We start from the raw sequence: 24,494 nt of genomic DNA, 5'->3' as shown, positions 1-24,494 counted from the left end.
ATGCCTTGCATGGTTTTTTATGGTCTTCGCTTTAGTACCAATCCATTAGTGAAACACCGACACCGATATAATTAGCACGATGGTTATAGTCAATCAAACTTTCTCCATAACCATTAAAGTACTGTACTTGTCCACGTAATTTGCCTTTAATCGGGAAAGTCCAGTCAAACTGTACAGCGCCATGTGAAGCATCGCCTGTTCGTAGTGAATGACGTAACATTAAGGAAAAATCATTGTCTTTCCAACGATAAAAACCTGTAATGTCACCTCGCCCTATATAGTTTTCAATATCGGGGTTGTTATCATCGGTCGCATCTTCAGGCAAACGATACCAAGGGCGAATCATCACTGCAAAATTACCACGCTCTAATCCAAAGTTCAGCATGACCCGATTCCAGCTTCGTGAAAATGGATCTGCCCGACCATTAGACTGATGATTCAACGTAATACCAAATAAACGCCCATCCAATCCCAACAAGTTGTAATTAGTTCTAAACATTAAACTTGCTTCAGGCTCATAATTGGTTTCACGAAATGGTCGTGAATTGTCTTCGTTATACACTTGCCAACGCGAAGACTGGGTATAGCCTAACCACAAGTCACCATTATTCCCAAAGATGTTTTCCCATGCTTTAGTTTTTAATGACAACTGGAACTTCGCTTCTGTCGAATTTAAATCCTGACGTGTTGTTACAGTATTGAGTGGATTTGGACTGCTTGGAAGTTCATTTCGGTCACTTGTCCAAAACACAGGCAGTACATATACAGGTTTATATCCACGAATATTCCATGTACCGAGTTTGCTCTTTTCCGACAATTCCCAACGACTATCTAACAATGAGTCTTGTGTATTGAGTGGCTGACGCGCATCGTGCGAATAAATAAAGTGCAAAGACTGTGACAATTTATCTTTTAAACTGTCTTGCTTGGCGGTACTGGCATCAGTCGCAGCCTGAGCAGAAACTGCCAAATTGGCTGTTGCTGCTGTCTGTGAAGCAGCCATCACAGGCGCATTGTCCTGCATTGTTTTGGGCTTAAAGTAACTGTCATAACAGGCTAGGCGATCTGGATCACCAATAATTCCTGCACATGCCTGACCGCTGTTTGGATGAAAGCTTTCTGTGGTCTTTTCATCAGCAAAGCTTACAGAACAACATAATAAACTGCCGCCAAGCACTGGAATAAATCGCAGTACTTGGGATTTACGTTCAAAAGGTTTGAACGGCATAGATTGAATCTCCAGCAAATTAATTCACTTGTTTAATTTCAAAACCCAGTTGCTCTAGCTGTTCGCGTTTTGCAAATGGTGCTACAACAGCCTTAGTCACTTTTTGATTTAGCAAATATTGCGCCACAACACGTTTTAAATCGTCCAAAGTGACTGCCAAAATACGTGCACGCAACTCAGTTCTAAATGCTGGCGAACGCTGATGCAACAGAGCATAACATGCACTAATCGCTTCACCTGCTGGAGAACCTGGTTTGTCCATACCTGCCACTAAACCAAGAATCGCTTCTTCAAGTTGATGTGGCTGCTGAGGTGCTGTCATGAGCCAATTTAAACTGGCTTCAAAGTCTTGGAAAGTTTCAGTTAAGCGAGGGTCACGGTAACTATAGAAACGGAACGCACAGGCATTGCCATCGTAGCTTGCACCACCACCATAAGCACCGCCTTTTTCACGAATCGCGCTATGCAAGAAGCCATTACGCAAATATCCTGCCAAGACCATAAATACAGCAGCATCTGGATGTGACACTTCAACTGCTTGATAAGCCGATGAACAGAACTGAACATTACTTTGAATTAACCAAGCTTGATCTTGCGCTGAGTTTTCACGCACGACTTGCTGAAGCTCGATTGGTTGATGTTCAACTTCAACCTTGTTCCATACATCTTGTACATGCTCAACCAGTCGTTGGCTATGCATATCTTCACAAACAAGCAGGAACTGTTTTGGCGCTTGTAACAACAATTGGTGAATATTTTTAAGCTCTTGAATGAATGCCGCATAGGCTTGTTCATCTTTTTGAATGCGCTCAATCAACTCAGCCAACCAATTCAGCGCACCTAAACCTGTATTAAAATAATCACGCTCAGCCAAGGCACTCATATGACGCGATGCGATTTGCATAGCATAGCTGTGCCCTGAACCTGACAAACGTGACTGCCAACGTGTTTTGCGCTGTTGCAATAATTCTAAAATACGGTCTTTTTCATCGAAACGCAGTTTTTCAAAAGCCAGTTTCAATAAACCAATCGCATCGAGGCGATCTGCCAAAGATTTTGTGGTTAGGGTTAAAAATGCACTGATTTTATTTTTATCGTTCAAGCCACTACGTAACGATGCACCCATGCCCAAGCCACCGCTTACCGCAGTTTGTACATGTTGCAAAGCTAAATAGTCATATTCACCTGCACCAACTTCACCAACCAAAATAGACAGCAAGTTGAAATACGGCGACTGCACTACAGCGTCTGGGATTTCAACAATCACTTGTTGATAGTACAAACCATTGGTTCCTGCATGATACAAATGTAATGGCATGTCATCATTATTGCTAATAATCTCACGTAGCTCGCCTTGTACAATCTGAATTTCCGCGGGAATATCTTCTAAACCAACTTTTGGCAATAACTCCAAATTATCAGGTGTTTCCTGACGTTTGTTGAGTGCTTCAGTATTGGCAATAATTTCAGCACGGTCAGCGTCTGTTAAGCTCGCCTCAATCTGATCTAAACGTGCCTGTTCTTGTTGCTGTTCTTCTGCTGATTTATTCGCATCTGGAACAAGCGTTAACTGCACGCGATGAGGGTTATCCAACAAATAAGTCTGAATCAGGTTCGACAACCACATTGGGTCTTTGAGTTCTTCTTTGACCGATTCAATTGCAGCATCGACATCCCAAACATCCACTGGGTCACTGTGATGAATTGCGCTGCTTAAACCATTTAAAATCAGACTTAAACCATACGGCGTACCATCTCCACCGACTTCACGTTGATGTAATTCAATCTGATGTAAAATTGAATCGACCACTTCTGAATCAGCAGGTTGAGATGCAACCTCTTGTAGAACTTTCAATACACCATTTTTAAAGGTTTCTGCATGTTCAGGATCTGAACCTTGAACTGCACAGTAGAAAGTCATTTCAAAATTGCTGTCATCTACACCCATAAATGGGCCAGTCGAATCAGCATAACCACAGGTTTCTAAATAATGACGTAATGGTGAAGCTGAGTTTTCGAGTAAAACACCTTCAACCAAACGCATACCTAAACGCAGTTTGATGTCACTGGCTTGTGGCAACAACCACGCCAACACATGATAGGTCTTGTCTTTAAGATCTTCAGCATCCACCGCATAGGTTTCAGTCACTTCAATCGGTGCTGCTAGGCGTTGCTCAGGCGTTGAATGTAAGGTTTTACCCGCTTGGAACTTATGCAATGCCTGAGTTTGAATTTGCTCTTGCAACTCGTATGCGGTTTGATTACCAAAAGTCATAAATACCGCATTACTCGGATGATAATGCGTTTGATAAAACTCACGTAACTCGGCATAAGTTAAATCTGGAATGTCTTTTGGCTCACCACCCGAATTGTAGTGATAGGTTGTGGTCGGGAATAAATGATGCGCCAATTGATGATACAACTGATCTGAAGGTGAGCTCATCGCCCCTTTCATTTCGTTAAATACCACACCTTTAAATACAGGTTTGCCTTGCTCGTCAAGTTCTACACGAATCCCTTCTTGAGCAAAATCAAGCGGATTGAGATTCGCAGCAAATGCAGCATCCAAATAAACTGAGAGCAAGTTTTGAAAATCTTTCTTGTTTTGTGTTGCAAATGGATAGGCTGTCCAGTCTGCTGAGGTAAATGCGTTCATGAACGTATTTAACGAACGGCGAATCATTAAAAAGAATGGGTCACGCACAGGAAAACGCTCTGAGCCACACAACGCCGTATGCTCTAAAATATGCGCTTCACCCTTTGAATCCATCGGCTGTGTACGGAATGCAACTAGAAATACATTTTCATCATTTTCACTTGCAAGATGATAATGCACAGCACCCGTTACTTTGTGTTTATATTCATAAACATCGATGTCTAAAGCCTCAACATGATGCTGACGTAACAGCTGAAACGCAGGATGAATAGTTTGAGTAATGGTTTCAGTGACATCTACAGTCATGTGCTCTCCTAAATAAAAATCATCTTCAATCATATTTTGTTATTATGCGATAGATATTGTCGCTTTTCATATAAAAACTTGAGTATTTTGGTTTTTATGCTGCAAGCGCAGATCAAATCTACAACGAAAATAATCCCTTTAATCCATGTAAAAATACAAAGTGTAGATGACAATGAAAAAATCTTACCTATTCGCAATCTCTTGTCTGATTTCAAGCAGCTTATATGCAAGTCCGAACTGTGATCGGCTAGCCAAAATTGCTGATGATAATGGTGCAAACTATGGCACAAAATATAGTTACACAGTCAAAGGGCCTAAAGGTTATCGCAGCTACTTTCATACCGCACCTTCTGAGCAATGCAAAATGAAGAATGTCTTTATTATTCCTAAAGATTCTGTGATTGCTTACCAAGAATTTAAAAATGAGAATGAGCTTTGGCTGTATGTCATGTATATCAGCAATAATGGTGTCGATACAGAGGGCTGGGTGAAAGCAAAAGATTTTAAAGTTTCAGGACGAATCAGTCCAAATTAAGAGCAAACACATTTTCAACAGGGTATTGATTATACGAGGAATGATCGAAAAAACTTAGGCTATTTTAAATCATTACGTCAGTAACTCATCCTATATATTTATAATCAAATTTCGAATAAAACCTGAATTTTATTCATCTTATCTACTGTAATGTTTAGGCTTCGTGTAAAATGTTTAGCCTTAAAAACTTGCAATGAGCCCACACATGTCAAAAATTGCCCTTTTTGCACTTGGTAATGCCCTAATTGACCAAGAATTTCAGGTTTCCGATGATTTCTTAGCTACACAAAACTTGCAAAAAGGCACCATGCAATTGACCGATGGTGATACTCAAGCAGCGCTGTATCAAAACCTACAAGCCTCTCAAGTTTATAAAGGTCAAGCAAGTGGTGGTTCTGCAGCCAATACAACGGTTGCTTTTAGTGCTTTGGGTGGTCGTGCATTTTATGGTTGCCGCGTAGGTAACGATGAACTTGGTCAACTATACTTAGATGGCTTAAACGATGCAGGTATTTTCACTGCTCAGCAGTCAATCAGTGAAGGTGTTACTGGTACGTGTATGGTACTGATTACGCCAGATACCGAACGTACTATGCATACTTACTTGGGAATTACCGCTGAACTTTCTGTCAATCAAATTGACTATAGCGCTTTACAAAACGCTGAATGGCTGTATATCGAAGGTTATTTATCGACTAGCGATACAGCTCGCCAAGCTGTTGCTCAAGCACGCAAAATTGCCAAAGAAAATGGCGTCAAAATCGCTTTATCTTTGTCCGATCCAGCCATGGTGCAATATGCACGTGCGGGCTTAACAGAATTATTGGCTGATGGTGTTGATTTGCTGTTCTGCAATGAGCAAGAAGCATTGATGTTCACCGAAACAGCCGATATCGATGCAGCACTGGCAGTTTTGCTAGAAAACAACCAAAATGTCGTGATTACTTTGGGTGAAAAAGGTGCATTGGTTGCAAGCCAAAACGAACAAATTCAAATTGAAGGTCGTCCAGTAAAAGCAGTGGATACCAATGGTGCTGGTGATGCCTTTGCAGGTGCATTCCTTTACGCGATTCATCAAGGCTCAAGCCTAGAGCAAGCCGCTGAACTTGCTGTGTTAATTTCAAGTGAAGTGGTTGCTCAATTTGGCCCACGTCTTGCGATTGAAAAATATGCTAGACTACAGCAAAACATTGAAATGGATCTTGCATAATGACTCAAAAAATTTGCATGACTGAAGATGTTCCTGAGCGTGAAGCCCGTGCTTTCGATACCCCTGAAGGTAGCACGCTTTTTATTACGCAACGTGATGGAATGTTTTATGCATATAAAAATTTGTGTCCGCATTTGCAAGTTGAACTGGAGTTTTTAGAAAACCAGTTCTTAGACCAAGATCAGGAATATATTCAATGTTCAACGCATGGCGCTTTATTTAACGTCGAAACAGGTGAATGTATCTCTGGTCCATGTCTGGGTGAGTCGCTACAAAAAATAGCGATTCAAGTCCATTCTGATGGCGGTATTTACTTATCTTGAGATGTTCATGATGAGTCTACATACTTTCTTGACCAGTGCTGAACTCATGCCATTTCACGCCAGTGTAATGGCATTGGTGATTTTAAGTCTGGTCGAAACTGTCGGGTTTTACTTAGGTGGACGACCATTTGCCTCACTCAAGCATTTGATTCCACATATGATTAAAACACCATTGTTAGAAATAAAGTTTTCTAAAATCCTGATTGTGGTTTTTTTTCTGATTAATTTCAGTTTTGCGGGTTATTTTCTGCAATTATTCTTTTTTGCTTATCAAAATACCTTTGCTCCTGTGGTTTATTTACTCCTCCCCACACTCGTGATTGCCCTATTCTTTACCGTATTTATGATTCACTGCCTTGATCAGGTGATTCGCCCACAATTTGAACGCAAACAAAAAAACCTGATTGGTCGCTTAGCCACGATTTGCAATGGCAATGCCCGCCCTGAAAGTACTGCACAAGCTCGGGTACGAGATGAATATGGTCAGTTACATTACGTGCAGGTACGCTCTGAATTTGGTGAAATTGAAATGCATTCGCAAATTATTCTCATTCGAATGCGTGAATCTTATTACATCGCAAAAAAAATTGTTGAGTCTAATCATCTATTTGATGATGATATGTTTAATCACCAAGATAACTAAAGTATGAAGACAGGTTTTTGACTTGTCGAAATGTTATTTGAGTCATACAATCCTGCATCTTTTGTGGCATTTATCGCCATTTATTCCCGATTCAATTTTAGATGCAAGGTAATCTCATGAAAAAACAACTTGGAAAGCTCGCCTTTAAATTTTCAGGTTGGACTTATCATATTCAAGATGGCATTCTTGAAGATAAGCAAGTTTTAATTGGCTTTGAACATACTTCCATCATGGATGGCATATTATCATGGTCAATGTTTCAAATTTTAGGGATTCAAACGCATACCCTTGTTAAAAAAGAGCTATTTAAAGGCCCTCTTTCTCCTGTGCTTAAATCATTTGGCGCGATTCCTGTCGACCGTAAAGCTAAACAAGATATTGTTCAGCAAATGGTGCAGCAGTTCCAAAGTCACGAAAAATTTAATCTGGTGATTGCCCCTGAAGGAACTCGTGCAAAAAATGGCGAACCTCGCAAACCCATCCGTACAGGTTTTTGGCATATTGCTAAAGCAGCGAATGTCCCGATTGTTATGATGTATGCCAACGCAAAAACCAAACAAGGCGGGATTATTGGTAAAATTTATCCAAATGACTTCGACCAAGATATGAAACAAATTCAGGAAATGTATTTGCGTCTAACTGGTCTAGATATCGTCATTCCTCCAGCAAAAAGCCTATAGAATGTCGGGTTTTAGGAAATCACTATTTTTCAAAAAACAGCGTTGTGGTAGAATCTCTGCATTTTGATATGGCATAGACCAATCTTTAAGGAGCATATTTGCATGGCGGGTCATTCCAAGTGGGCTAATACTAAGCATCGTAAAGCAAAACAAGATGCGAGCCGCGCTAAAGTATTCACAAAATTTATTCGTGAAATCGTTACAGCTGCCCGTTTAGGCGGTGGTGATGTGGCGTCTAACCCTCGTTTACGTGCTGTCGTTGAGAAATCATTAGTCGCAAATATGACGCGTGATACGATCAACCGTGCAATTCAGCGCGGTGTTGGTGGCGAAGAAAATGCTGATTTAAAAGAAGTGACTTACGAAGGTTATGGCGTTGGCGGTGTTGCTGTTATTGTTGAAACCATGACAGATAACTTAAACCGTACCGTACCTGATGTTCGCCATTGTTTCTCTAAAACAGATGGTAACTTAGGGACTGCGGGTTCAGTGGCGTATATGTTTACTAAACGCGGTGAAATTACGTTTGAAGATGTGTCTTTAGAAGACAAAATCATGGACGTGGCTTTAGAAGCTGGCGCTGAAGATATTGAAGTAGCAGAAGATGAAATTTTAGTCATCACCACACCAGAAACTTTTGGTGACATTCAAGATGCGCTAGCAGCAGCAGGTTTAAAATCTGACAATGCTGAAGTGGTTATGAACCCTTCAACAAAAGCTTTAATTTCTGACATCGATCAAGCGAAAAAAATCGTAAAAATGATTGATATGTTTGAAGATTTAGATGACGTTCAAAACGTTTATACCAACGTTGAATTCTCAGATGATGTCCTTGAACAATTAGATGCTTAATTTGGCATTGATCAAAAATGGGCTTTCAAGCCCATTTTTGATGGATTAAAGATCAATCACTTTTCTACATCCAAAACAAAACCATCGCAAAAGCCAAAAAACATATCCCTGAAAGATAATGAATATGTCGTGTATATTGCTGTAATTTTTTTAAATATCGTGGATGTGTGAGCAATTCTACTAGACCCCGATTCCAAATCGTCACCACGGCAACCATCCACACACAAAGTCCCAATGTACTGAGTAAATGACGCTGTTCTGCAAGCAAAACCATTAGACTGGTATAAAACATCCAGTTTTTAGGATTAAGTAAACTCGATTGTAGTCCTAATCCCAATAAGTAATATCCACTGATGTCTTGAGATTTTGAATTTGGAGATGATGTTAGTTCAAGGGGTTGATTTGCATAGCGTATGCACAAATATGCCAAATACAGCAGATATGCTGCGCCCACATAACGTAAACCCATAAAAACCTGAGCATTCAATTGACCCAACTGACTGAGTGCAAGCATCAACCCCAATAAAATCAGAGCATTTCCCAAAGTAATTCCCCATGCAACTTGATAAGCTGCCTGACGTGAATAGCGCAGCAAGGTTGTAAATAATAGGAAAAAATCTGGGCCAGGAGAAAGCAAAGCCAAAAAATGAGTCACCGCAATTGCAATAAAAAACTTCATATCACACTCTAAAAATAAGGTGATAGCAGCTTAGAAAATTGTGATTTCTATTTATTGTAAAAAAGTGCGGGAAAAGCCATGCTGATATTGTCTTGGGGTAACGCCTGTATGTGCTTTAAAGACTTTATGAAAATGACTTTGATCAGCAAACCCTAAATCTGTCGCCAAGTAGCTAATTGGCGCACCTTGCTTGAGATGCTGACGTGCCTGATGGATTTTAAGATTCAATTGATACACATGCGGCGTTAAACCCAAGTGTGCTTTAAACAAACGAATCACCACATAACGGCTGACTCCAATCCTTTCTGCAAGCTGTTGCAAAGATAAAAAACCTTGTGCTTGCTGGCAAAATTCCATCAATATTTTTAAATGCTTTTGAAAATAAACCTGTTGCGGCAATTGTTGCCAATCAAAATAAGGAAATAAGAGCTGCGTTAAGCCCTCAATTAAGGCATGTTCTTTTTCAACCATCAGCGTATTTGAATCAAAGAGTGTCTGATTCATTCGACAAAAAGCGTCATAACGTACCTTGTCATTCAGCACGAAAGGTCTCAATTGTGGTATTGCAATGCTTTCAAGCAACGAAGTATGTGCTTCTATTGAGAGTTGCTCTAACCAAGCCGCATCGATATGCAACATCTGGTAACTCCAGTGCTGTTCTGGCAAAGGATTACAGGAATGCTCAATGTGTGCAGGAATGACGACTAGACTCCCCTGTCGGATACAGACTTCATCTGTGAAGGCACTATAAAATTGGCTTTGACCTGCATCGACAGCACCAATCGATAAAGTGGGATGACTATGTGCTTTATAGCAAATACGGCTTTGGCATGCCCGCCGTGTTTCTACATAGGGCATGCGAGGGTCAGACCAGAACTCAAGCGAGTTCGGTAACTGCAAGGGCTTGTTCAATATCCTGCTCTAAGCTTTCTGGTTTGGTGGTTGGTGCATAACGGTTCAGAATTTCACCATTTCGACCAACAAGAAACTTGGTAAAGTTCCATTTAATGCTTTGACTGCCAAGCACACCTTTGGCTTCGCGTGTCAATAGTCTAAAAATTGCATGGGCTTCAGGGCCTTTCACATCAATTTTGGCAAACATCGGGAAACTTGCCCCATAATTGCGCTGACAGAAAGCTCCAATTTCATCATTGCTCGCAGGGTCTTGCCCACCAAATTGGTTACAAGGAAAACCCAAAACGACAAAACCTTGATCTTGATACTTTTTATAGAGTTTTTCCAAACCAGCAAATTGAGGTGTAAAACCACATTTACTGGCAGTATTTACTATTAAAAGTACCTTACCTTCATAATCAGCCATAGACTGAATATGACCATCGAGGCGCTCTGCTTCTAGTTGATATATCTTTGTCATGGATAAGTTTCCTCATCGCTTTTTTCTTGTGTTTTTAGGTCTAAGGATGCTGAGTTTATGCAGTAGCGCAAACCCGTTGGTTGAGGACCATCTTCAAAAACATGCCCCAAGTGCGCATCGCAGTGATGACACACAATTTCAACTCGCTCCATTCCGTGGCTCAAATCATCGTGTTCTTCTATTGCACTATTATTAATTGGTTTATAAAAACTTGGCCAACCACAACCGCTGTCGAACTTGGCTTCCGAATCAAACAATGGCTCACCGCAACAACGGCAAACATAAGTTCCTGACTGTTTAGTATTCCAGTATTTTCCTGTAAATGGGGCTTCTGTCCCTTTCTGACGTGTAATTCGATATTCTTCTGGCGATAACTCTCTTTGCCATTCTCTCGGTGTTTTATTGAGTTTTCCCATGATTCTATCCCTGTCTATTTTGCTGTTTAAAATAGGATAATCCTATATTTACGTCATTCATTCTAAAATTTCTAGTCTTAAATTCACAAATTACAAAACATGTATAAATGACTAAAAAGCAAAAGGTGAGCAAAATTTAAAATATTAGTGAGCAAATTAATTTATTAAATGCTTTTTTGTAAGCAGTATTAGTGCTACTCTTACAGCCATTCTTGCTTAGGATTAAAAAATGTCGCAAAAAAAGAGCGTTATTTTTAAAAATCTGCTGCCTGTGATCAAACAGTATCAGCAGGCAGGATTTACGCATGAAAAAATTGTTAGCTTACTTCGAGATCAACATGATCTTGACCTAGTAACAACTGAAACATTTAAAAGTTATTTATATCGTTATGCAAAAGTGAACTCCACTCCTTCCGAGACCATCAAAATGACGAACACCATCCAGACCCCACGTGAAATTAAAAAGTCATCAAAACTTGAGCATGTTTGCTATGACATTCGTGGACCAGTGTTACGAGCGGCCAATGAGATGGAAGAACAAGGGCATAAGATTATCAAGCTCAATATTGGCAACCCTGCCCCGTTTGGCTTTGAAGCGCCTCAAGAAATTATTAATGATGTTGCTTTAAATCTGCCGAATGCGATTGGCTATACCGACTCGCGCGGCATTTTCCCTGCACGTAAAGCGATTTGCCAGTATTACCAACAAAAAGGCATTCTCAACATGCACGTCAATGATGTGTATGTCGGTAATGGTGTATCTGAACTGATTGTCATGGCCATGCAAGGTTTGCTTGACGACGGCGATGAAATGCTAGTTCCAATGCCAGATTATCCTCTTTGGACAGCTGCAGTGAACTTATCAGGCGGTACAGCCATTCATTATAAATGTGATGAAGAAAATAGCTGGTATCCTGATATTGCCGATATGGAAAGCAAAATTACGGCAAATACCCGCGGGATTGTCGTAATTAACCCAAACAACCCAACAGGTTCGGTGTATCCACGTCATATTTTGCAGCAGATCGTGGCTTTAGCTAAAAAATATGACCTGATTTTATTTGCTGATGAAATTTACGACAAAATCGTTTATGACGGTATTGAACATGTTGCCTTGGCATCGCTTGCAGGTAATCAACTGTGTATTTCATTTAATGGCTTGTCTAAAGCGTATCGTATTGCAGGTTTCCGTGCAGGATGGATGGTCATTACAGGTGATAAATCACGTGCAACCGACTATATTGAAGGTCTAGATATGTTGGCTTCAATGCGTCTTTGCGCCAACCATCAAGCACAATATGCGATTCAAACAGCACTTGGCGGTTATCAGTCCATTAATGACCTGATTCGTCCACATGGTCGCCTGTATGAACAGCGTAATATTGCATGGCAAATGCTGAATGAAATTCCGGGGGTGAGCTGTGTTAAACCTGAAGGTGCGATGTACTGCTTCCCTCGTCTAGACCCAACAGTCTATCCAATTCAAGATGATGAAAAGTTGATGCTTGAGCTGTTACGTGCTGAAAAAGTGCTACTGGTACAAGGAACAGGTTTTAACTGGCCAACACCAGACCATTTCCGTGTCGTTTTCTTGCCAGCAGAAAATGAACTTCGTGAAGCAATTCGCCGTATTGGGCGCTTCTTGGCAACATTACGTTAAGCTTTATTTCCTTGATGTAAAAAAGCAGTCTTTTTATAGAGACTGCTTTTTAATTCCTCTAATAAATAAAATAAATTTCAAAGTTTTAGATAAAAAACCATCAAATCTAAATGCATTTTTTCAACATGTTTTTTTATTATCGCACCCACCCAAAACTCCATATGTTTTCAACATGTACAGTCATTTGTATGAAAAAAACGCATACTCTTTCATTTTTTTGCATTTAACAATGCCCCAAATTTGAGCAACAATCCACCTGCATAAAAAATTACAACACTCGCTTCAGTCAGCATTTAGAAGGATTTAGGACTTAATCCATCAAGCAGACTGAATTGATCAAGGAAAGCTTTCAATCGCCCCCGTATTTCAGGTGATTGAACCTAATGGATAGAGGTTCGCATGAATCAAAAGAAACTACTCAAGTATATTGTGCTTGCGATTTTACTTGGAATTTTAACTGGCTGGATCTGCCATCATTTCTTTAATCAAGGTGAGCAACTTAAGCAAATCGCATCTTATTTCAATATCGTCACGGATATTTTCTTACGCCTGATCAAAATGATCATTGCACCACTGGTCTTTGCCACCATTATTTCTGGCATTGTATCTATGGGGAAATCTTCATCGATAGGAAGTATCACTTTTAAATCAATGACGTGGTTTATTACCGCTTCATTTGTTTCCCTGTCTATTGGCATGGGACTCGCCAATTTTCTTCAACCCGGTGCAGCCTTAAATTTAGCTTTACCAACTGCACAACAAATGGCTGATGCTACACTTCCAGCAACATCTGGCTTTACATTACAATCATTCATGACCCATGTCTTCCCACGCAGTATTGCAGAAGCGATGGCAAATAATGATATTTTACAAGTTCTTGTATTCTCCATTTTCTTTGGTTCTGCCTTAGCGTATGTCAGTCATGGCAAAGAATCTGTGATTATTCGCTTGACCGAAGAACTCAGTAAAGTCATGTTCCGCATTACAGATTATGTGATGTCATTTGCACCGATTGCTGTCTTTGCTGCAATTTCATCAGCGATCACAGTACAAGGTTTGGGTCTTATTGTTGATTACGGCGTTTTAATTGCTGAATTCTATTTTGGTTTACTGTTACTTTGGATCATTCTGTTCAGTGTTGGTGCAATTGTCCTTAAAAAAGACATTTTCCGTTTAGGTAAACTGATTCGTGAGCCTGTTACACTGGCTTTTGCCACAGCATCCAGTGAATCGGCTTATCCAAAAGTCATGGAAGCTCTAAACAAATTTGGTGTCCCAAAGAAAATCACCAGTTTTGTACTACCTTTAGGCTATTCATTCAACCTTGATGGTTCAATGATGTACACCACATTTGCCGTCCTATTTATCGCTCAAGCCTATAACATTGAGCTGAGTTTTACACAACAAATCCTGATTTTGCTGACGCTAATGGTGACGAGTAAAGGTATTGCTGGCGTTTCTCGTGCATCAATTGTGGTCATTTCAGCAACATTGACCATGTTCCACCTACCAGAAGCAGGCATTTTATTATTGCTCGGAATTGATCAATTCCTTGATATGGGACGTACAGCCACCAATGTTGTCGGCAACAGTATTGCAACTGCTGTGGTTGCCAAACTTGAAGGTGATAAAATAACCGAAAGCGAAGAAATTCCCGAACAGGCGATTATTCATTCATCTCAGGAAAAAATAACAGGCTAATCAAAAAAAATTTGAATAGATGGTTTTTATTTTATAAAAGCCATCTATTTAATTTTTTAAATCATCAACAATTTTATTTGACTTTAATTTAAATATAAAAATCCATCACTGATTAATATGATTCATTTAAAAACAGAGTTAAAACGATTCATCAAAATAAATGCAAATATGAGAACCACATCAACAAAAAATAGCATTTAACAAGATTTTTATTATAAAATACATCAAACAATTATGTTTTATATCTTTATTTTTAATCAATAAATACCTACATATAGAGAAAATTAAATCTCAAAAAATTAAAATTTATTTCCATAAAAAACCAATTATTTTTGATTAAATTAATATCAAACGGCAATAAATTCATAGATTTTAAAATTATTTCATGCTATTTATAATCCACAAATAAAAAGTCGATTTTAATTCATCATTGCACATCAAAATATCATTCAATGATGCTTTTTATTTAATCATGATCAAACATACTTAAAATATGGTATGTATTTTGCTTAACAGCAAGGATGTTTGAAAGTTATTTACTCTCGCTACTTCATAAGGATATTTTGAATGTTGACTAAAACCGTTAAAGCTTTAGGTTTAACCATGGGCTTACTTGCTTGCTCTGTTTCTGCAGTTTATGCAAAAAATAATGTGGTCGTCGTCGCAACAGGCGGTACGATTGCTGGCGCTGGTGCAAGCTCTACCAACAGTGCAACCTATACTGCAGCAAAAGTTCCTGTTGATGCCCTGATTAATGCTGTTCCTCAAGTTCAAGATTTAGCCAATGTACGTGGGGTGCAAGCCTTACAAATTGCGTCTGAAAGCATCACTGATAAAGAGTTATTAAGTCTTGCTCGTCAAGTCAACGATTTGGTGAAAAAACCAGATGTAAACGGGATTGTTATTACTCATGGTACGGACACCATGGAAGAAACTGCTTTCTTTTTAAGCCTCGTGGTACATACAGACAAACCGATTGTTTTGGTTGGTTCTATGCGCCCAAGCACAGCAATGTCTGCTGATGGCCCATTGAACTTATATAGCGCTGTTGCTTTAGCTTCTTCTGATTCAGCAAAAGCCAAAGGCGTTATGGTGATGATGAACGATAGTATTTTTGCTGCACGTGACGTGAGCAAAACCATCAACATTCACACCAATGCTTTTGCTAGTCAATGGGGTGCATTGGGTACAGTTGTTGAAGGTAAACCGTACTGGTTCCGCGAAACTACAAAACGTCATAACAGCTCGTCTGAATTCAATATCGAATCCCTTAAAGGTGACAGCTTACCTTTAGTTGGTATTGTTTACGGTTCAGACAATATGTTGCCTCAGTCGTATCTTGCGCTTCAGCAAGCAGGTGCAAAAGCGATTATTCATGCAGGCACAGGAAACGGCTCAGTTGCTAACTACATCGTACCAACATTAAACCAGTTACAGTCTCAAGGTGTACAAATCGTTCGTTCATCTCGTGTGCCGCAAGGTTTTGTGCTTCGCAATGCTGAACAACCCGATGACAAATATGGCTGGGTGGTTGCACATGATTTAAATCCGCAAAAAGCGCGCCTATTGACTGCTTTAGCACTCACTAAAACGACAGATGCCAAAGAAATCCAGCGCATGTTCTATGAATACTAATTCATAAACAATTGCATAGATCCCGAAGTCTTTGGCTTCGGGATTTTTTTGGTAAAAACTGCATAGATTTTCCACAAAGAAAAATTACAGGCTTAAATTGTAGAAATAGCATGTTAAAATAGCCCTTGCTTTCGCGAAGGACGTTTTTATGCAGCAGTTTGTACATCTTGGTATTCATACTGAATTTTCGATTACCGAATCGATTGTTCGTATACCTGATCTGATTAAAACTGCGGTAAAACAAGACATGCCTGCCTTGGCATTGACTGATTTGTCGAATCTACATGCGGCAGTCAAGTTTTATAAATCCTGTCTAGGCAAAGGCATTAAGCCAATATTAGGCAGCACGATTCGTCTGAACGATGCCGAGCATAAAGCCACCTTACTTGCGATCGACAATCACGGTTGGCGTAGCATTACTGAACTGGTTTCTCAAGGGTTTATTGAAGGTCAGCAACTCGATATTCCTTGTGTCAAAAAAGAATGGATCCTCAATCAGCATGAAGGCATTATTGTCCTGCTGGGTTTACATAGCGATGTTGGTCAACTGCTTTGTTCATCCAATCCGCAAAAAGCTGAACCGCTGTTTCAAGAATGGCATGAAAAATTTGGTAATCGGGTTTACTTTGCGCTGACGCGCACCAACCGCCCGAACGAAGAAGATTTTATTAATGAAGCGATTAAACTGGCGGCCAAATATCAGGTCGGTGTTGTCGCTCACAATGACGTACACTTTATTACTGAAGAAGATTTTGAAGCACACGAAGCGCGGGTATGTATTGCCGATGGTTATGTCTTAGCCGATGATCGCCGTCCGCGTTTTTATAGCACAGAGCAGTACTTTAAAACTGCCGAGCAAATGATTGAACTGTTTGCTGACATTCCAAGCGCAATTGATAACACCGTTCAGATTGCCAAACGCTGTAATGTCAGCTTACGTTTAGGCAAATACTTCTTGCCTGATTACCCAATTCCTGATGGCTTCACCATCGACAGTTATTTTGAACATTTGTCTAAAGAAGGCTTGGAAGAACGCTTAGAACAGCTTTATCCAAGTGCCAAACGTGATGAAGACTGGCCTGAAATTCGTAAACCCTATGATGAACGTATCCGCTATGAAATTGATATTATTCTAAAAATGGGTTTCCCAGGTTACTTCCTGATCGTCATGGACTTCATTCAATGGTCGAAAAATAACGGCGTTCCCGTTGGCCCAGGACGGGGTTCAGGCGCAGGCTCCCTTGTAGCATTTAGTCTAAAAATTACCGACCTTGACCCACTGCGTTACGATTTGCTTTTCGAACGATTCTTGAACCCTGAACGTGTTTCGATGCCCGACTTTGACGTCGACTTCTGTATTGCAGGGCGTGACCGAGTCATCGACTACGTGGCTCGTCACTATGGACGTGATGCGGTATCGCAAATTGCTACTTTTGGTACGATGGCGGCTAAAGGTGCGATTCGTGACGTGGCGCGTGTTTTAGGAAAATCGTATGGTCTGGCTGACCGTATTTCCAAAATGGTGCCGACCAAACCCCTCGGTGTAGACCTAGCCACTGCGATTGAGATGGAACCACAACTCAAGGATGTGGTGACCAATCCATCGAACCCTGACTATGACGATGCCTCAGAAATCTGGGAAATGGCACTCAAACTCGAAGGGATTACCCGAAATACAGGTAAACATGCGGGTGGTGTAGTCATTGCACCAACAAAAATTACCGACTTCTCTGCGGTACTTTGTGATGCCGATGGCACAAACCGCGTCGCCCAGTACGATAAAGATGACGTGGAATCCGCAGGTCTGGTCAAATTCGACTTTTTGGGTTTACGTAACCTGACCGTGATTGAAGATGCGGTACAGAACATTAACAAGCGTCGTGCTGCTGACGATCAGTTGCTGATTTCACATGTGGCTTTAGATGATCCGAAAGCCTACGATATCTTTGCCGAAGCCAATACCACAGCGGTGTTCCAGTTTGAATCCGTCGGCATGAAGCGCATGCTTAAAGAAGCGCGCCCAAGCAAATTTGAAGAAATTATTGCCTTTGTATCCTTATATCGCCCAGGGCCAATGGATCTGATTCCTGACTTTATTCACCGTATGCACGGCGGCGAGTTTGAGTATTTACACCCCTTGTTAGAAGGTGTGCTCGAACCGACCTATGGCATTATGGTGTATCAGGAACAGGTCATGCAGGCAGCGCAGTACTGCGCGGGCTATACGCTCGGTGGTGCAGACTTGCTCCGCCGTGCGATGGGTAAAAAGAAACCCGAAGAAATGGTCAAACAGCGCCAAATCTTCATTGAAGGTGCAGCCAAAAAAGAGATTGATGAAGCCACAGCCAACCATATCTTCGACTATATGGAAAAGTTCGCAGGCTACGGTTTTAACAAATCACATGCCGCAGCGTATGCATTGGTTGCCTACCATACTGCATGGCTCAAAGCCCATTACCCTGCTGAATTCTTGGCAGCGGTCATGTCATCGGAAATGCAGAACACCGACAACGTGGTGTTCTTGATTGACGACTGCCGTACCAACGGGCTTGAAGTGTTACCACCATCGGTGAATATGTCGCTGTATCATTTCCATGCCAGTGCAGAACGCACCATTGTCTATGGTCTAGGGGCAATTAAAGGTGTGGGTGAGCAAGCCATGCAATCGGTGATTGATTCACGCGAAAAAGATGGCCCTTATCAGGATTTATTCGATTTCTGTCACCGCATTGACCTGAAAAAAATCAATAAGCGTACTCTCGAAGCGCTAATTCGTGCAGGCGCACTGGATTGTCTAGGCATTGAGCGTTCGAGTCTGATGGCTCAGCTTCCTGAAGCAGTGCAAGCGGCTGAACAGGCTCGTCAAAACCGTGAAACAGGCATTATGGATTTGTTTGGTGAAGTTGAAGAAGTTCAACGTAAGCCTGCAAAACCCGTCAAACCTTGGTCAGATGAAGTTCGTCTCAAAGGTGAAAAAGATACGCTCGGTTTATACCTAACAGGTCACCCGATAGATGTCTATCGCCCTGAGTTAAAAGCCTTTATTCCAAGCAAAATCAGTGAACTTAGCCCAACTCGTCGTGGTCAAACCACCGTGTTTGCAGGTTTAGTGATGGATGTTGCCAACTTCCCGAACCGTATAATGGTCACACTCGATGACGGGACTGCACGTATTGAAGTCAGTTGTAACCATGAACGCTTCCAACGCTTTAAAGAAGTCATTCAAAATGAGCGTGTGGTGATCATTGAAGGTGAAATTTATGAGCGTGAAGGCTTTGAACGCCCAATGGCGCGTTTAACTAAAGCCTTTGATTTGAACGAAGTTCGTCAAAAACGTGCACAAAACATTCAAGTCAAGCTCGACGAGCACAGCTTTAGCCCAAGCCTATCGACAGATTTACAGCAATTATTGCAACCGTTTAAGCAATTGCCAGACTATCAACACATTCCTGTGGTACTCAAGCTCGATTTTAGCTATGCACAGGCTGAGCTGCATTTCGCTGATCACTGGAAAATTGCGCCAACCGATGATGCACTGCGTAAACTGCGGGATTATTTTGGGAAAGATGCCCTCTATGTGGAATACCACGTCAAGTCTAAGGCAGCAAAAGCCATTAGTCTTGAAGAAGCTCAAGTGGTGAATGTCCCACCACCACCTGCCGACATGAGCATGGATGAAGCTCTTGATTTATATCAAGCTGAAGTCAATCAATATTCGTAAGATCTTGGAATAACTATGAAAACTTTTGATAATGCGATGGTGTCATCGCATTTAAACCATGTACGTATTGTCATGGTCAACACCACTTTGCCTGCCAATATTGGTAGTGCTTTACGTGCCATGAAGACCATGGGCTTAAGCAAACTGGTTCTGGTTGCACCAAAGACCTATCCTCATCCCGATATTGATGCTTTAGCCGCGGGTGCAACAGATCTGATTGAACAGATTGAGATTGTTGAAACACTTGAACAAGCCATTGCCGACTGTCATTTAGTCTTTGGCACCAGTGCGCGCAGTCGTACCATTCCTTGGCCATTGCTAGATGTTCGTCCTGCAAGTGAAAAAGCATTACAGGCTGTTGTTCATCAGCAGCAAGAAGTTGCAATTATTTTCGGACGTGAAGATCGTGGTCTGACCAATGAAGAACTCGCACTGGCGAACTTCCACGTCACCATTCCTGTCAATACTGAATATGGCGTGTTAAATGTGGCCCAAGCCATTCAAATTATCTGTTATGAACTGCGCATGGCAACACTCGCCTATGAACAGCAAGATAATCCTGATGAACAAAGCATGCCTGTCAATAATCAGATTGATATGCACTGGGATGAGCCATTGGTGACTCAGCAACAGATGCAACAATTTTATCCGCACTTAGAAAAAATGCTTGAAGAAATTGAGTTTTTAGATCTAAATAATCCAAGGCTGCTTCCTTTACGCTTACGCCGTTTATTCGGCAGAATTCAACTCGATCGTATGGAATATAACTTGTTACGTGGGATTTTTACCCGTGTACAAGCACTCAGCCAAGGCAAATGGAAAAAATCAACAGATAAGGAGGATCAACCCCATGTTTAAGCAGCTCAAAGAAGATATAAATGCTGTTTTTGCTCGAGATCCAGCTGCACGTAACACCTTAGAAGTCCTGACCACTTACCCGGGGATTCATGCCTTGATCATGCACCGCATGGCACATGAACTCTGGAAGAAAAACTGTAAAGGCAGTGCGCGTGCTTTATCCTCTTTTAGCCGTTTTGTGACAGGGATTGAGATTCATCCAGGAGCAAAAATTGGTCGCCGTTTTTTTATTGATCACGGTATGGGTGTAGTGATTGGTGAAACTGCTGAAATTGGTGATGATGTCACCCTGTATCATGGGGTTACGCTCGGCGGTACAACATGGAATAAAGGCAAACGTCACCCAACGCTTGAAGATGGTGTAATTATTGGGGCTGGCGCAAAAATTTTAGGGCCATTCACTGTGCATAAAAATGCCAAAGTCGGTTCAAACGCAGTGGTCACCAAAGAAGTGCCTGAAGGTGTCACGGCTGTTGGTAACCCTGCCCGTTATATCTATAAAGATAAAGACAAGAATGTTGAAGACGAACGTCGTCGCGACTATGCACAACAAATTGGCTTCCAAGCTTATGCAGCATCTCAAGACCAGACCGACCCAATTTTGGAAGGTATCCGTGTGTTAATGGATCGTATGCAAAGCAATGAGCAGCGCATGAATACCCTTTGCCAACGCCTGTCACTGCTTGATCCGACATTTAAAAAGCAACAAACTGAACAGCAACCGTACAGTGCTGAAGAGTTAAAAATCATTGAAGAAGTGCGCCGTGAATGTGAGTCACAGACTTAAACCCAAGAAATAGCATACTGTTACATGCTTGCGCTTGTATGCTGTTTTGGTTTTTTTTAGACTGCTGACACATGTTTACCTCAATTAGATTGGAATACCAAGATGAGATTAAAACCTATAGCAACCATGTTGATGACCGCAACATTTCTCTCAGCATGTAGTTCCGTTGCTGTAAAAAATAATAATTCTCACAACAATGACCCGATTGTGTTTAATGAACCCGATGTTAGCCCTGCGTTTTATGCATTAAATCCATTTAACTACACTACGCCTCCAGCCTTCGAAGTCGACCTTAAACAAGCTGCGGCAGCGCCTGTCACTAAAATGATTGCGACGAGCCATACCGACCCAAGTAAAACAGCAACTTTTGATACAAACCGCCTTATTGTACCGACACTCAATAGCAAACAGGCGAGCATGAAATATGTGCCATTAGCAGGTCAAGATGAACTCGATGTCACTCAGATTGATGACTTTTTGCAATTGGTTGAAGGTAAAGCCCGCCACTACCCACCTCAATTTACAGACCGTAATGAACGTCGTGGTTTTGAATCTAAATTACGAGAAATTAGCGTTCAACTAGATACCCTCGCCGCTAATGACAATGCCTCTTACGATGTGCTCATTCGTGCATTTAAGGTCAGTGTGATGGCGCGCAACCTCGACATGGGAACTCAATTCACCACTAAATCACTCAAATATGCACAACGCTTATTAAAAATGAGTCCAAATGATCCAACTACAAACTTCTGGTTTGGCTTTTCGCTGTCTGAAGGGGGTGGTCAACGTGAAGCGATTCCTTATTTAGATAAAGCCATGAAAGCAAACGTACAAGAAGCTTATCTATCTGCTGTAAATAACTATTTATTCCTTGAGCAGCGTAAAAATGCGCTAACCACACTCAACAACTACAAAGTCAAATATCCTGAAGAAACTCAGGTTGTTGATCGTTTAACGATGGAAATCCAAAAACAAGGTCGCACCAATGTTTGGGAAAACCTTACTGCAATGAAGCAAGGTCGCTACTAAAACTGAGATGATTTAAAAAAGGCGACTAAAATAGTCGCCTTTTTAATATTTTTTACATTGAAAAATACCAACAATTTCGTATGCTTCTTTATATTCCCTAATCTGTTATAGATTTAGCCGTTATGCATGTGAAATTCAAAACGACATTCTTTCTTTTTGCCCTTGTTGCAAGCCTACTGGTCAGTGGCTGCCAAGTGGTCAACGTCAAGCAGCAGGCATTCAATGTCACCATTTCCAATGAACGTGACAGTATTTTAACGCGTGACAAACTCAGTGAAGCCAGTTTAAATGTCCTTTCTATGACAGGTCGGGAAGCCAAAAGCTGTATGGATGATCCCACTGCCTGCTTGGCTGATCTACAACAAATTCCACAGATTCCACAAGAACAATTGTTTTCTACCGCAAGTGAGTTATATCTTGCTAAAGCGAAACAACTCGAAAATTCATCTGCATGTAAAAGCCATCCCAAAGCCGAAGAAACCCCATCGGAAAAACATCAACATCAGCAAAAACTACATACGGACTGCATTCAACAAGAAGGAGCGATGCTTGATCGCAGTATTCGCTATAGTTATGCGTATTTATTTCACTCTAACCGTGAGCCGCAACAACGTATTTTTGACAACCGCCAAGTCCAGATTCGAGATTTTTATAATCAGGCAATCGCCAAACTTGCTTCGGCTTATCCCGCTCAAAGTATTGATGAACAAAAACATTTGCTACCTAGCGTCCAGATTGGCAATAGTGACTATCGTTTAGATTTCAGTGATTATCCCGATTTGGCAAATCAGCCAATTGAAAGTTATCTCTCAAGTTATAACCTGAACTTTTCAGGTCTACGCTCCATCAACCGCCGTGATGGTTTTGGCTCTGAATTTGTTGTCATTTTACCCAAACAAAAAACGGATGAGGAAAATAAATATATTATTGATCCTCTCAACTACAAATTTAAAAATGGACAAAATCCCAACATTCGTGCCCCACGTTATTTGGCAACGACCATCACCATTGAACCCGCAGCAAATACCAGTTTAAAAGATTTACTCAACGATGCACCCATGATGGTCAAAGTTCATGACCCCTATCGCTATGATCGTATTGACATAGAAAAGCACTCTTACCCATTGGCTGCCAATTTTTCTGCACCTTATGGTTTATGGCTGGCACAAAATAATCTGGGAAAATCAGCCTATTTAACTCTGATTGATCGAGATCAGAATTTGGCAATGCCACATTTATATATGCTTGAGCCTTTTAATCCAAATAAGAAAGTGATTGTACTGGTTCATGGTTTAGCCAGTAGTCCCGAAGCTTGGATTCGTCTAACCAACGACATCATGGGAGATCCTGTTTTACGTGAGCATTATCAGGTCTGGCAGGTTTTTTACTCAACCAATATGCCCATCATGGAAAGTCGTTTTCAGATTTATGCCTTATTAAAACAATCTTTCGATTTAATTAATCCCAAAGCGCCTGCTGCTACGGATGCGGTTTTAATTGGACATTCTATGGGCGGAATTATTGCACGTTTATTGGTGAGCAATGCTGATCTGAGTGATGCTGCATTTAAAACCTTGAATAAAGGCAATCTATTTCGTAAATATAAAAATGATCCAATTGTAAAAGAACGCCTGAATATTCAACCTATTACCAACTTCGATCGAGCAATTTTCTTATCTTCACCCAATCGTGGTACAGCTTTTGCGGATTTATGGTTTACCAAAATGGCTCGACGAATTATTCGTGTACCGAGTGTATTTATTGGCGCTATAGGCGATACATTGCAAGGTGATCTCAGTATTAAAAATACCCTCAAAGAACTCAATCAAGGTATTATTCAAAATGGCCCAAGTGATTTAAGCTATAAATCTAAATTTATTGCTTTGACTGAAAATGTGAATCCACCAAAAGGTTTTGTTTTCCATTCTATTATTGGAAATGATACCAAAAGTAATAATCCCGCAAAAATTACTGATGGTGTCGTTCCTTATAGTAGCGCCCATCTGGCAGGCGCTGCATCTGAGAAAATTATTCACGGTGGTCACTCTATACAAGAAACGCCTGAAGCTGTTTTAGAATTACGTCGTATTTTACGCTTACACTTAATTCAGCATGGTTTATATCAGGCAACCGCAAGTAAATAATGGCTCCCAACAAGCAGGATGTTGTTTAAATGGACAACTTCCTGCTTTTTTATTTT

The 24,494-nt window shown here is 40.9% G+C and carries 20 protein-coding genes; 14 read left to right on the top strand and 6 right to left on the bottom strand.

Annotation, left to right across the window (positions count from 1 at the left end):
• Positions 1–31: 31 nt before the first annotated feature.
• Positions 32–1,228: a phospholipase A gene (locus LVY74_RS04990; protein WP_237814090.1), complete on the bottom strand. Its 1,197-nt coding sequence runs from the start codon at positions 1,226–1,228 to the stop codon at positions 32–34.
• A gap of 19 nt (positions 1,229–1,247) precedes the next feature.
• Positions 1,248–4,190 (bottom strand): insulinase family protein, encoded by a 2,943-nt coding sequence (locus LVY74_RS04985; protein ID WP_237814089.1) that lies wholly within the window; start codon positions 4,188–4,190, stop codon positions 1,248–1,250.
• Between the two features lie 172 nt (positions 4,191–4,362).
• Here LVY74_RS04985 and LVY74_RS04980 point away from each other — a divergent pair, with 172 nt between their 5' ends.
• From LVY74_RS04980 to LVY74_RS04955, 6 genes are all read left to right on the top strand, one after another.
• Entirely contained in the window at positions 4,363–4,725 is a 363-nt protein-coding gene (locus tag LVY74_RS04980; protein ID WP_151710342.1) for a hypothetical protein, read from the top strand.
• A gap of 205 nt (positions 4,726–4,930) precedes the next feature.
• Positions 4,931–5,935 carry an adenosine kinase gene (locus LVY74_RS04975; RefSeq protein WP_237814088.1) on the top strand — a complete coding sequence of 335 codons (1,005 nt, stop codon included), beginning with the start codon at positions 4,931–4,933 and terminating at the stop codon, positions 5,933–5,935.
• 17 nt (positions 5,936–5,952) lie between these two features.
• Positions 5,953–6,258 carry a Rieske (2Fe-2S) protein gene (locus LVY74_RS04970; protein ID WP_171492615.1) on the top strand — a complete coding sequence of 102 codons (306 nt, stop codon included), beginning with the start codon at positions 5,953–5,955 and terminating at the stop codon, positions 6,256–6,258.
• A gap of 7 nt (positions 6,259–6,265) precedes the next feature.
• A complete protein-coding gene (locus LVY74_RS04965) occupies positions 6,266–6,901 on the top strand; it encodes an OB-fold-containig protein (RefSeq protein WP_237814087.1) in 636 nt (211 codons plus the stop codon).
• Between the two features lie 116 nt (positions 6,902–7,017).
• Entirely contained in the window at positions 7,018–7,581 is a 564-nt protein-coding gene (locus tag LVY74_RS04960) for a 1-acyl-sn-glycerol-3-phosphate acyltransferase (protein WP_237814086.1), read from the top strand.
• A 102-nt stretch (positions 7,582–7,683) separates the two neighbouring features.
• Positions 7,684–8,433, top strand: coding sequence for a YebC/PmpR family DNA-binding transcriptional regulator (locus LVY74_RS04955; RefSeq protein WP_237814085.1), 750 nt, complete (start codon positions 7,684–7,686; stop codon positions 8,431–8,433).
• A 64-nt stretch (positions 8,434–8,497) separates the two neighbouring features.
• On the opposite strand, the gene LVY74_RS04950 is transcribed toward LVY74_RS04955, so the two are convergent.
• Genes LVY74_RS04950 through msrB form a run of 4 tightly spaced genes read right to left on the bottom strand, consistent with a single transcriptional unit; the run spans position 8,498 to position 10,903 of the window.
• On the bottom strand, positions 8,498–9,112 hold the full coding sequence (locus tag LVY74_RS04950) for a LysE family translocator (protein WP_237814084.1): 615 nt from the start codon (positions 9,110–9,112) through the stop codon (positions 8,498–8,500).
• Between the two features lie 51 nt (positions 9,113–9,163).
• On the bottom strand, positions 9,164–9,970 hold the full coding sequence (locus LVY74_RS04945; protein WP_237814112.1) for an AraC family transcriptional regulator: 807 nt from the start codon (positions 9,968–9,970) through the stop codon (positions 9,164–9,166).
• 19 nt (positions 9,971–9,989) lie between these two features.
• Positions 9,990–10,487: a glutathione peroxidase gene (locus LVY74_RS04940; RefSeq protein WP_237814083.1), complete on the bottom strand. Its 498-nt coding sequence runs from the start codon at positions 10,485–10,487 to the stop codon at positions 9,990–9,992.
• Positions 10,484–10,903 (bottom strand): peptide-methionine (R)-S-oxide reductase MsrB, encoded by a 420-nt coding sequence (gene msrB, locus LVY74_RS04935; RefSeq protein ID WP_237814082.1) that lies wholly within the window; start codon positions 10,901–10,903, stop codon positions 10,484–10,486. Before msrB ends, LVY74_RS04940 begins: the two co-directional genes overlap by 4 nt.
• 229 nt (positions 10,904–11,132) lie before the next feature.
• Here msrB and LVY74_RS04930 point away from each other — a divergent pair, with 229 nt between their 5' ends.
• From LVY74_RS04930 to LVY74_RS04895, 8 genes are all read left to right on the top strand, one after another.
• The gene (locus tag LVY74_RS04930) at positions 11,133–12,563 is read left to right on the top strand and encodes a pyridoxal phosphate-dependent aminotransferase (RefSeq protein WP_237814081.1); all 1,431 of its coding nucleotides are present in this window, start codon (positions 11,133–11,135) and stop codon (positions 12,561–12,563) included.
• A 399-nt stretch (positions 12,564–12,962) separates the two neighbouring features.
• Positions 12,963–14,264: a dicarboxylate/amino acid:cation symporter gene (locus LVY74_RS04925; protein ID WP_237814080.1), complete on the top strand. Its 1,302-nt coding sequence runs from the start codon at positions 12,963–12,965 to the stop codon at positions 14,262–14,264.
• A gap of 567 nt (positions 14,265–14,831) precedes the next feature.
• Positions 14,832–15,899, top strand: a complete 1,068-nt coding sequence (locus LVY74_RS04920; protein WP_237814079.1) for a type II asparaginase — start codon at positions 14,832–14,834, stop codon at positions 15,897–15,899.
• Positions 15,900–16,047: 148 nt separating this feature from the next.
• Entirely contained in the window at positions 16,048–19,620 is a 3,573-nt protein-coding gene (gene dnaE, locus LVY74_RS04915; protein WP_237814078.1) for a DNA polymerase III subunit alpha, read from the top strand.
• A 15-nt stretch (positions 19,621–19,635) separates the two neighbouring features.
• Positions 19,636–20,478, top strand: coding sequence for an RNA methyltransferase (locus tag LVY74_RS04910; RefSeq protein WP_237814077.1), 843 nt, complete (start codon positions 19,636–19,638; stop codon positions 20,476–20,478).
• The gene (gene cysE, locus LVY74_RS04905) at positions 20,471–21,265 is read left to right on the top strand and encodes a serine O-acetyltransferase (protein WP_237814076.1); all 795 of its coding nucleotides are present in this window, start codon (positions 20,471–20,473) and stop codon (positions 21,263–21,265) included. The genes LVY74_RS04910 and cysE overlap by 8 nt, the downstream gene beginning before the upstream one ends.
• A 102-nt stretch (positions 21,266–21,367) precedes the next feature.
• Positions 21,368–22,294 (top strand): ABUW_2363 family tetratricopeptide repeat lipoprotein, encoded by a 927-nt coding sequence (locus LVY74_RS04900; protein ID WP_237814075.1) that lies wholly within the window; start codon positions 21,368–21,370, stop codon positions 22,292–22,294.
• Positions 22,295–22,416: 122 nt separating this feature from the next.
• Positions 22,417–24,438, top strand: coding sequence for an esterase/lipase family protein (locus LVY74_RS04895; RefSeq protein ID WP_237814074.1), 2,022 nt, complete (start codon positions 22,417–22,419; stop codon positions 24,436–24,438).
• Positions 24,439–24,494: the final 56 nt, after the last annotated feature.

The sequence above is a fragment of the Acinetobacter sp. ME22 genome (assembly GCF_022012315.1).
Lineage (GTDB): Bacteria > Pseudomonadota > Gammaproteobacteria > Pseudomonadales > Moraxellaceae > Acinetobacter > Acinetobacter brisouii_A.
Note: the sequence above shows the minus strand (reverse complement) of the source record. Positions and strands in the feature narration are given on the sequence as shown.

Bases quoted from the DNA above. Each gene is read 5' to 3' on its own strand.
- LVY74_RS04900 (WP_237814075.1), top strand. From the start codon at position 21,368: ATGAGATTAAAACCTATAGCAACCATGTTGATGACCGCAACATTTCTC.
- LVY74_RS04940 (WP_237814083.1), bottom strand. From the start codon at position 10,487: ATGACAAAGATATATCAACTAGAAGCAGAGCGCCTCGATGGTCATATT.
- LVY74_RS04990 (WP_237814090.1), bottom strand. From the start codon at position 1,228: ATGCCGTTCAAACCTTTTGAACGTAAATCCCAAGTACTGCGATTTATT.
- LVY74_RS04980 (WP_151710342.1), top strand. From the start codon at position 4,363: ATGAAAAAATCTTACCTATTCGCAATCTCTTGTCTGATTTCAAGCAGC.
- LVY74_RS04910 (WP_237814077.1), top strand. From the start codon at position 19,636: ATGAAAACTTTTGATAATGCGATGGTGTCATCGCATTTAAACCATGTA.
- cysE (WP_237814076.1), top strand. From the start codon at position 20,471: ATGTTTAAGCAGCTCAAAGAAGATATAAATGCTGTTTTTGCTCGAGAT.
- LVY74_RS04925 (WP_237814080.1), top strand. From the start codon at position 12,963: ATGAATCAAAAGAAACTACTCAAGTATATTGTGCTTGCGATTTTACTT.
- dnaE (WP_237814078.1), top strand. From the start codon at position 16,048: ATGCAGCAGTTTGTACATCTTGGTATTCATACTGAATTTTCGATTACC.
- LVY74_RS04930 (WP_237814081.1), top strand. From the start codon at position 11,133: ATGTCGCAAAAAAAGAGCGTTATTTTTAAAAATCTGCTGCCTGTGATC.
- LVY74_RS04950 (WP_237814084.1), bottom strand. From the start codon at position 9,112: ATGAAGTTTTTTATTGCAATTGCGGTGACTCATTTTTTGGCTTTGCTT.
- LVY74_RS04945 (WP_237814112.1), bottom strand. From the start codon at position 9,970: ATGCCCTATGTAGAAACACGGCGGGCATGCCAAAGCCGTATTTGCTAT.
- LVY74_RS04895 (WP_237814074.1), top strand. From the start codon at position 22,417: ATGCATGTGAAATTCAAAACGACATTCTTTCTTTTTGCCCTTGTTGCA.
- LVY74_RS04955 (WP_237814085.1), top strand. From the start codon at position 7,684: ATGGCGGGTCATTCCAAGTGGGCTAATACTAAGCATCGTAAAGCAAAA.
- LVY74_RS04970 (WP_171492615.1), top strand. From the start codon at position 5,953: ATGACTGAAGATGTTCCTGAGCGTGAAGCCCGTGCTTTCGATACCCCT.
- LVY74_RS04965 (WP_237814087.1), top strand. From the start codon at position 6,266: ATGATGAGTCTACATACTTTCTTGACCAGTGCTGAACTCATGCCATTT.
- LVY74_RS04985 (WP_237814089.1), bottom strand. From the start codon at position 4,190: ATGACTGTAGATGTCACTGAAACCATTACTCAAACTATTCATCCTGCG.
- LVY74_RS04960 (WP_237814086.1), top strand. From the start codon at position 7,018: ATGAAAAAACAACTTGGAAAGCTCGCCTTTAAATTTTCAGGTTGGACT.
- LVY74_RS04920 (WP_237814079.1), top strand. From the start codon at position 14,832: ATGTTGACTAAAACCGTTAAAGCTTTAGGTTTAACCATGGGCTTACTT.
- msrB (WP_237814082.1), bottom strand. From the start codon at position 10,903: ATGGGAAAACTCAATAAAACACCGAGAGAATGGCAAAGAGAGTTATCG.
- LVY74_RS04975 (WP_237814088.1), top strand. From the start codon at position 4,931: ATGTCAAAAATTGCCCTTTTTGCACTTGGTAATGCCCTAATTGACCAA.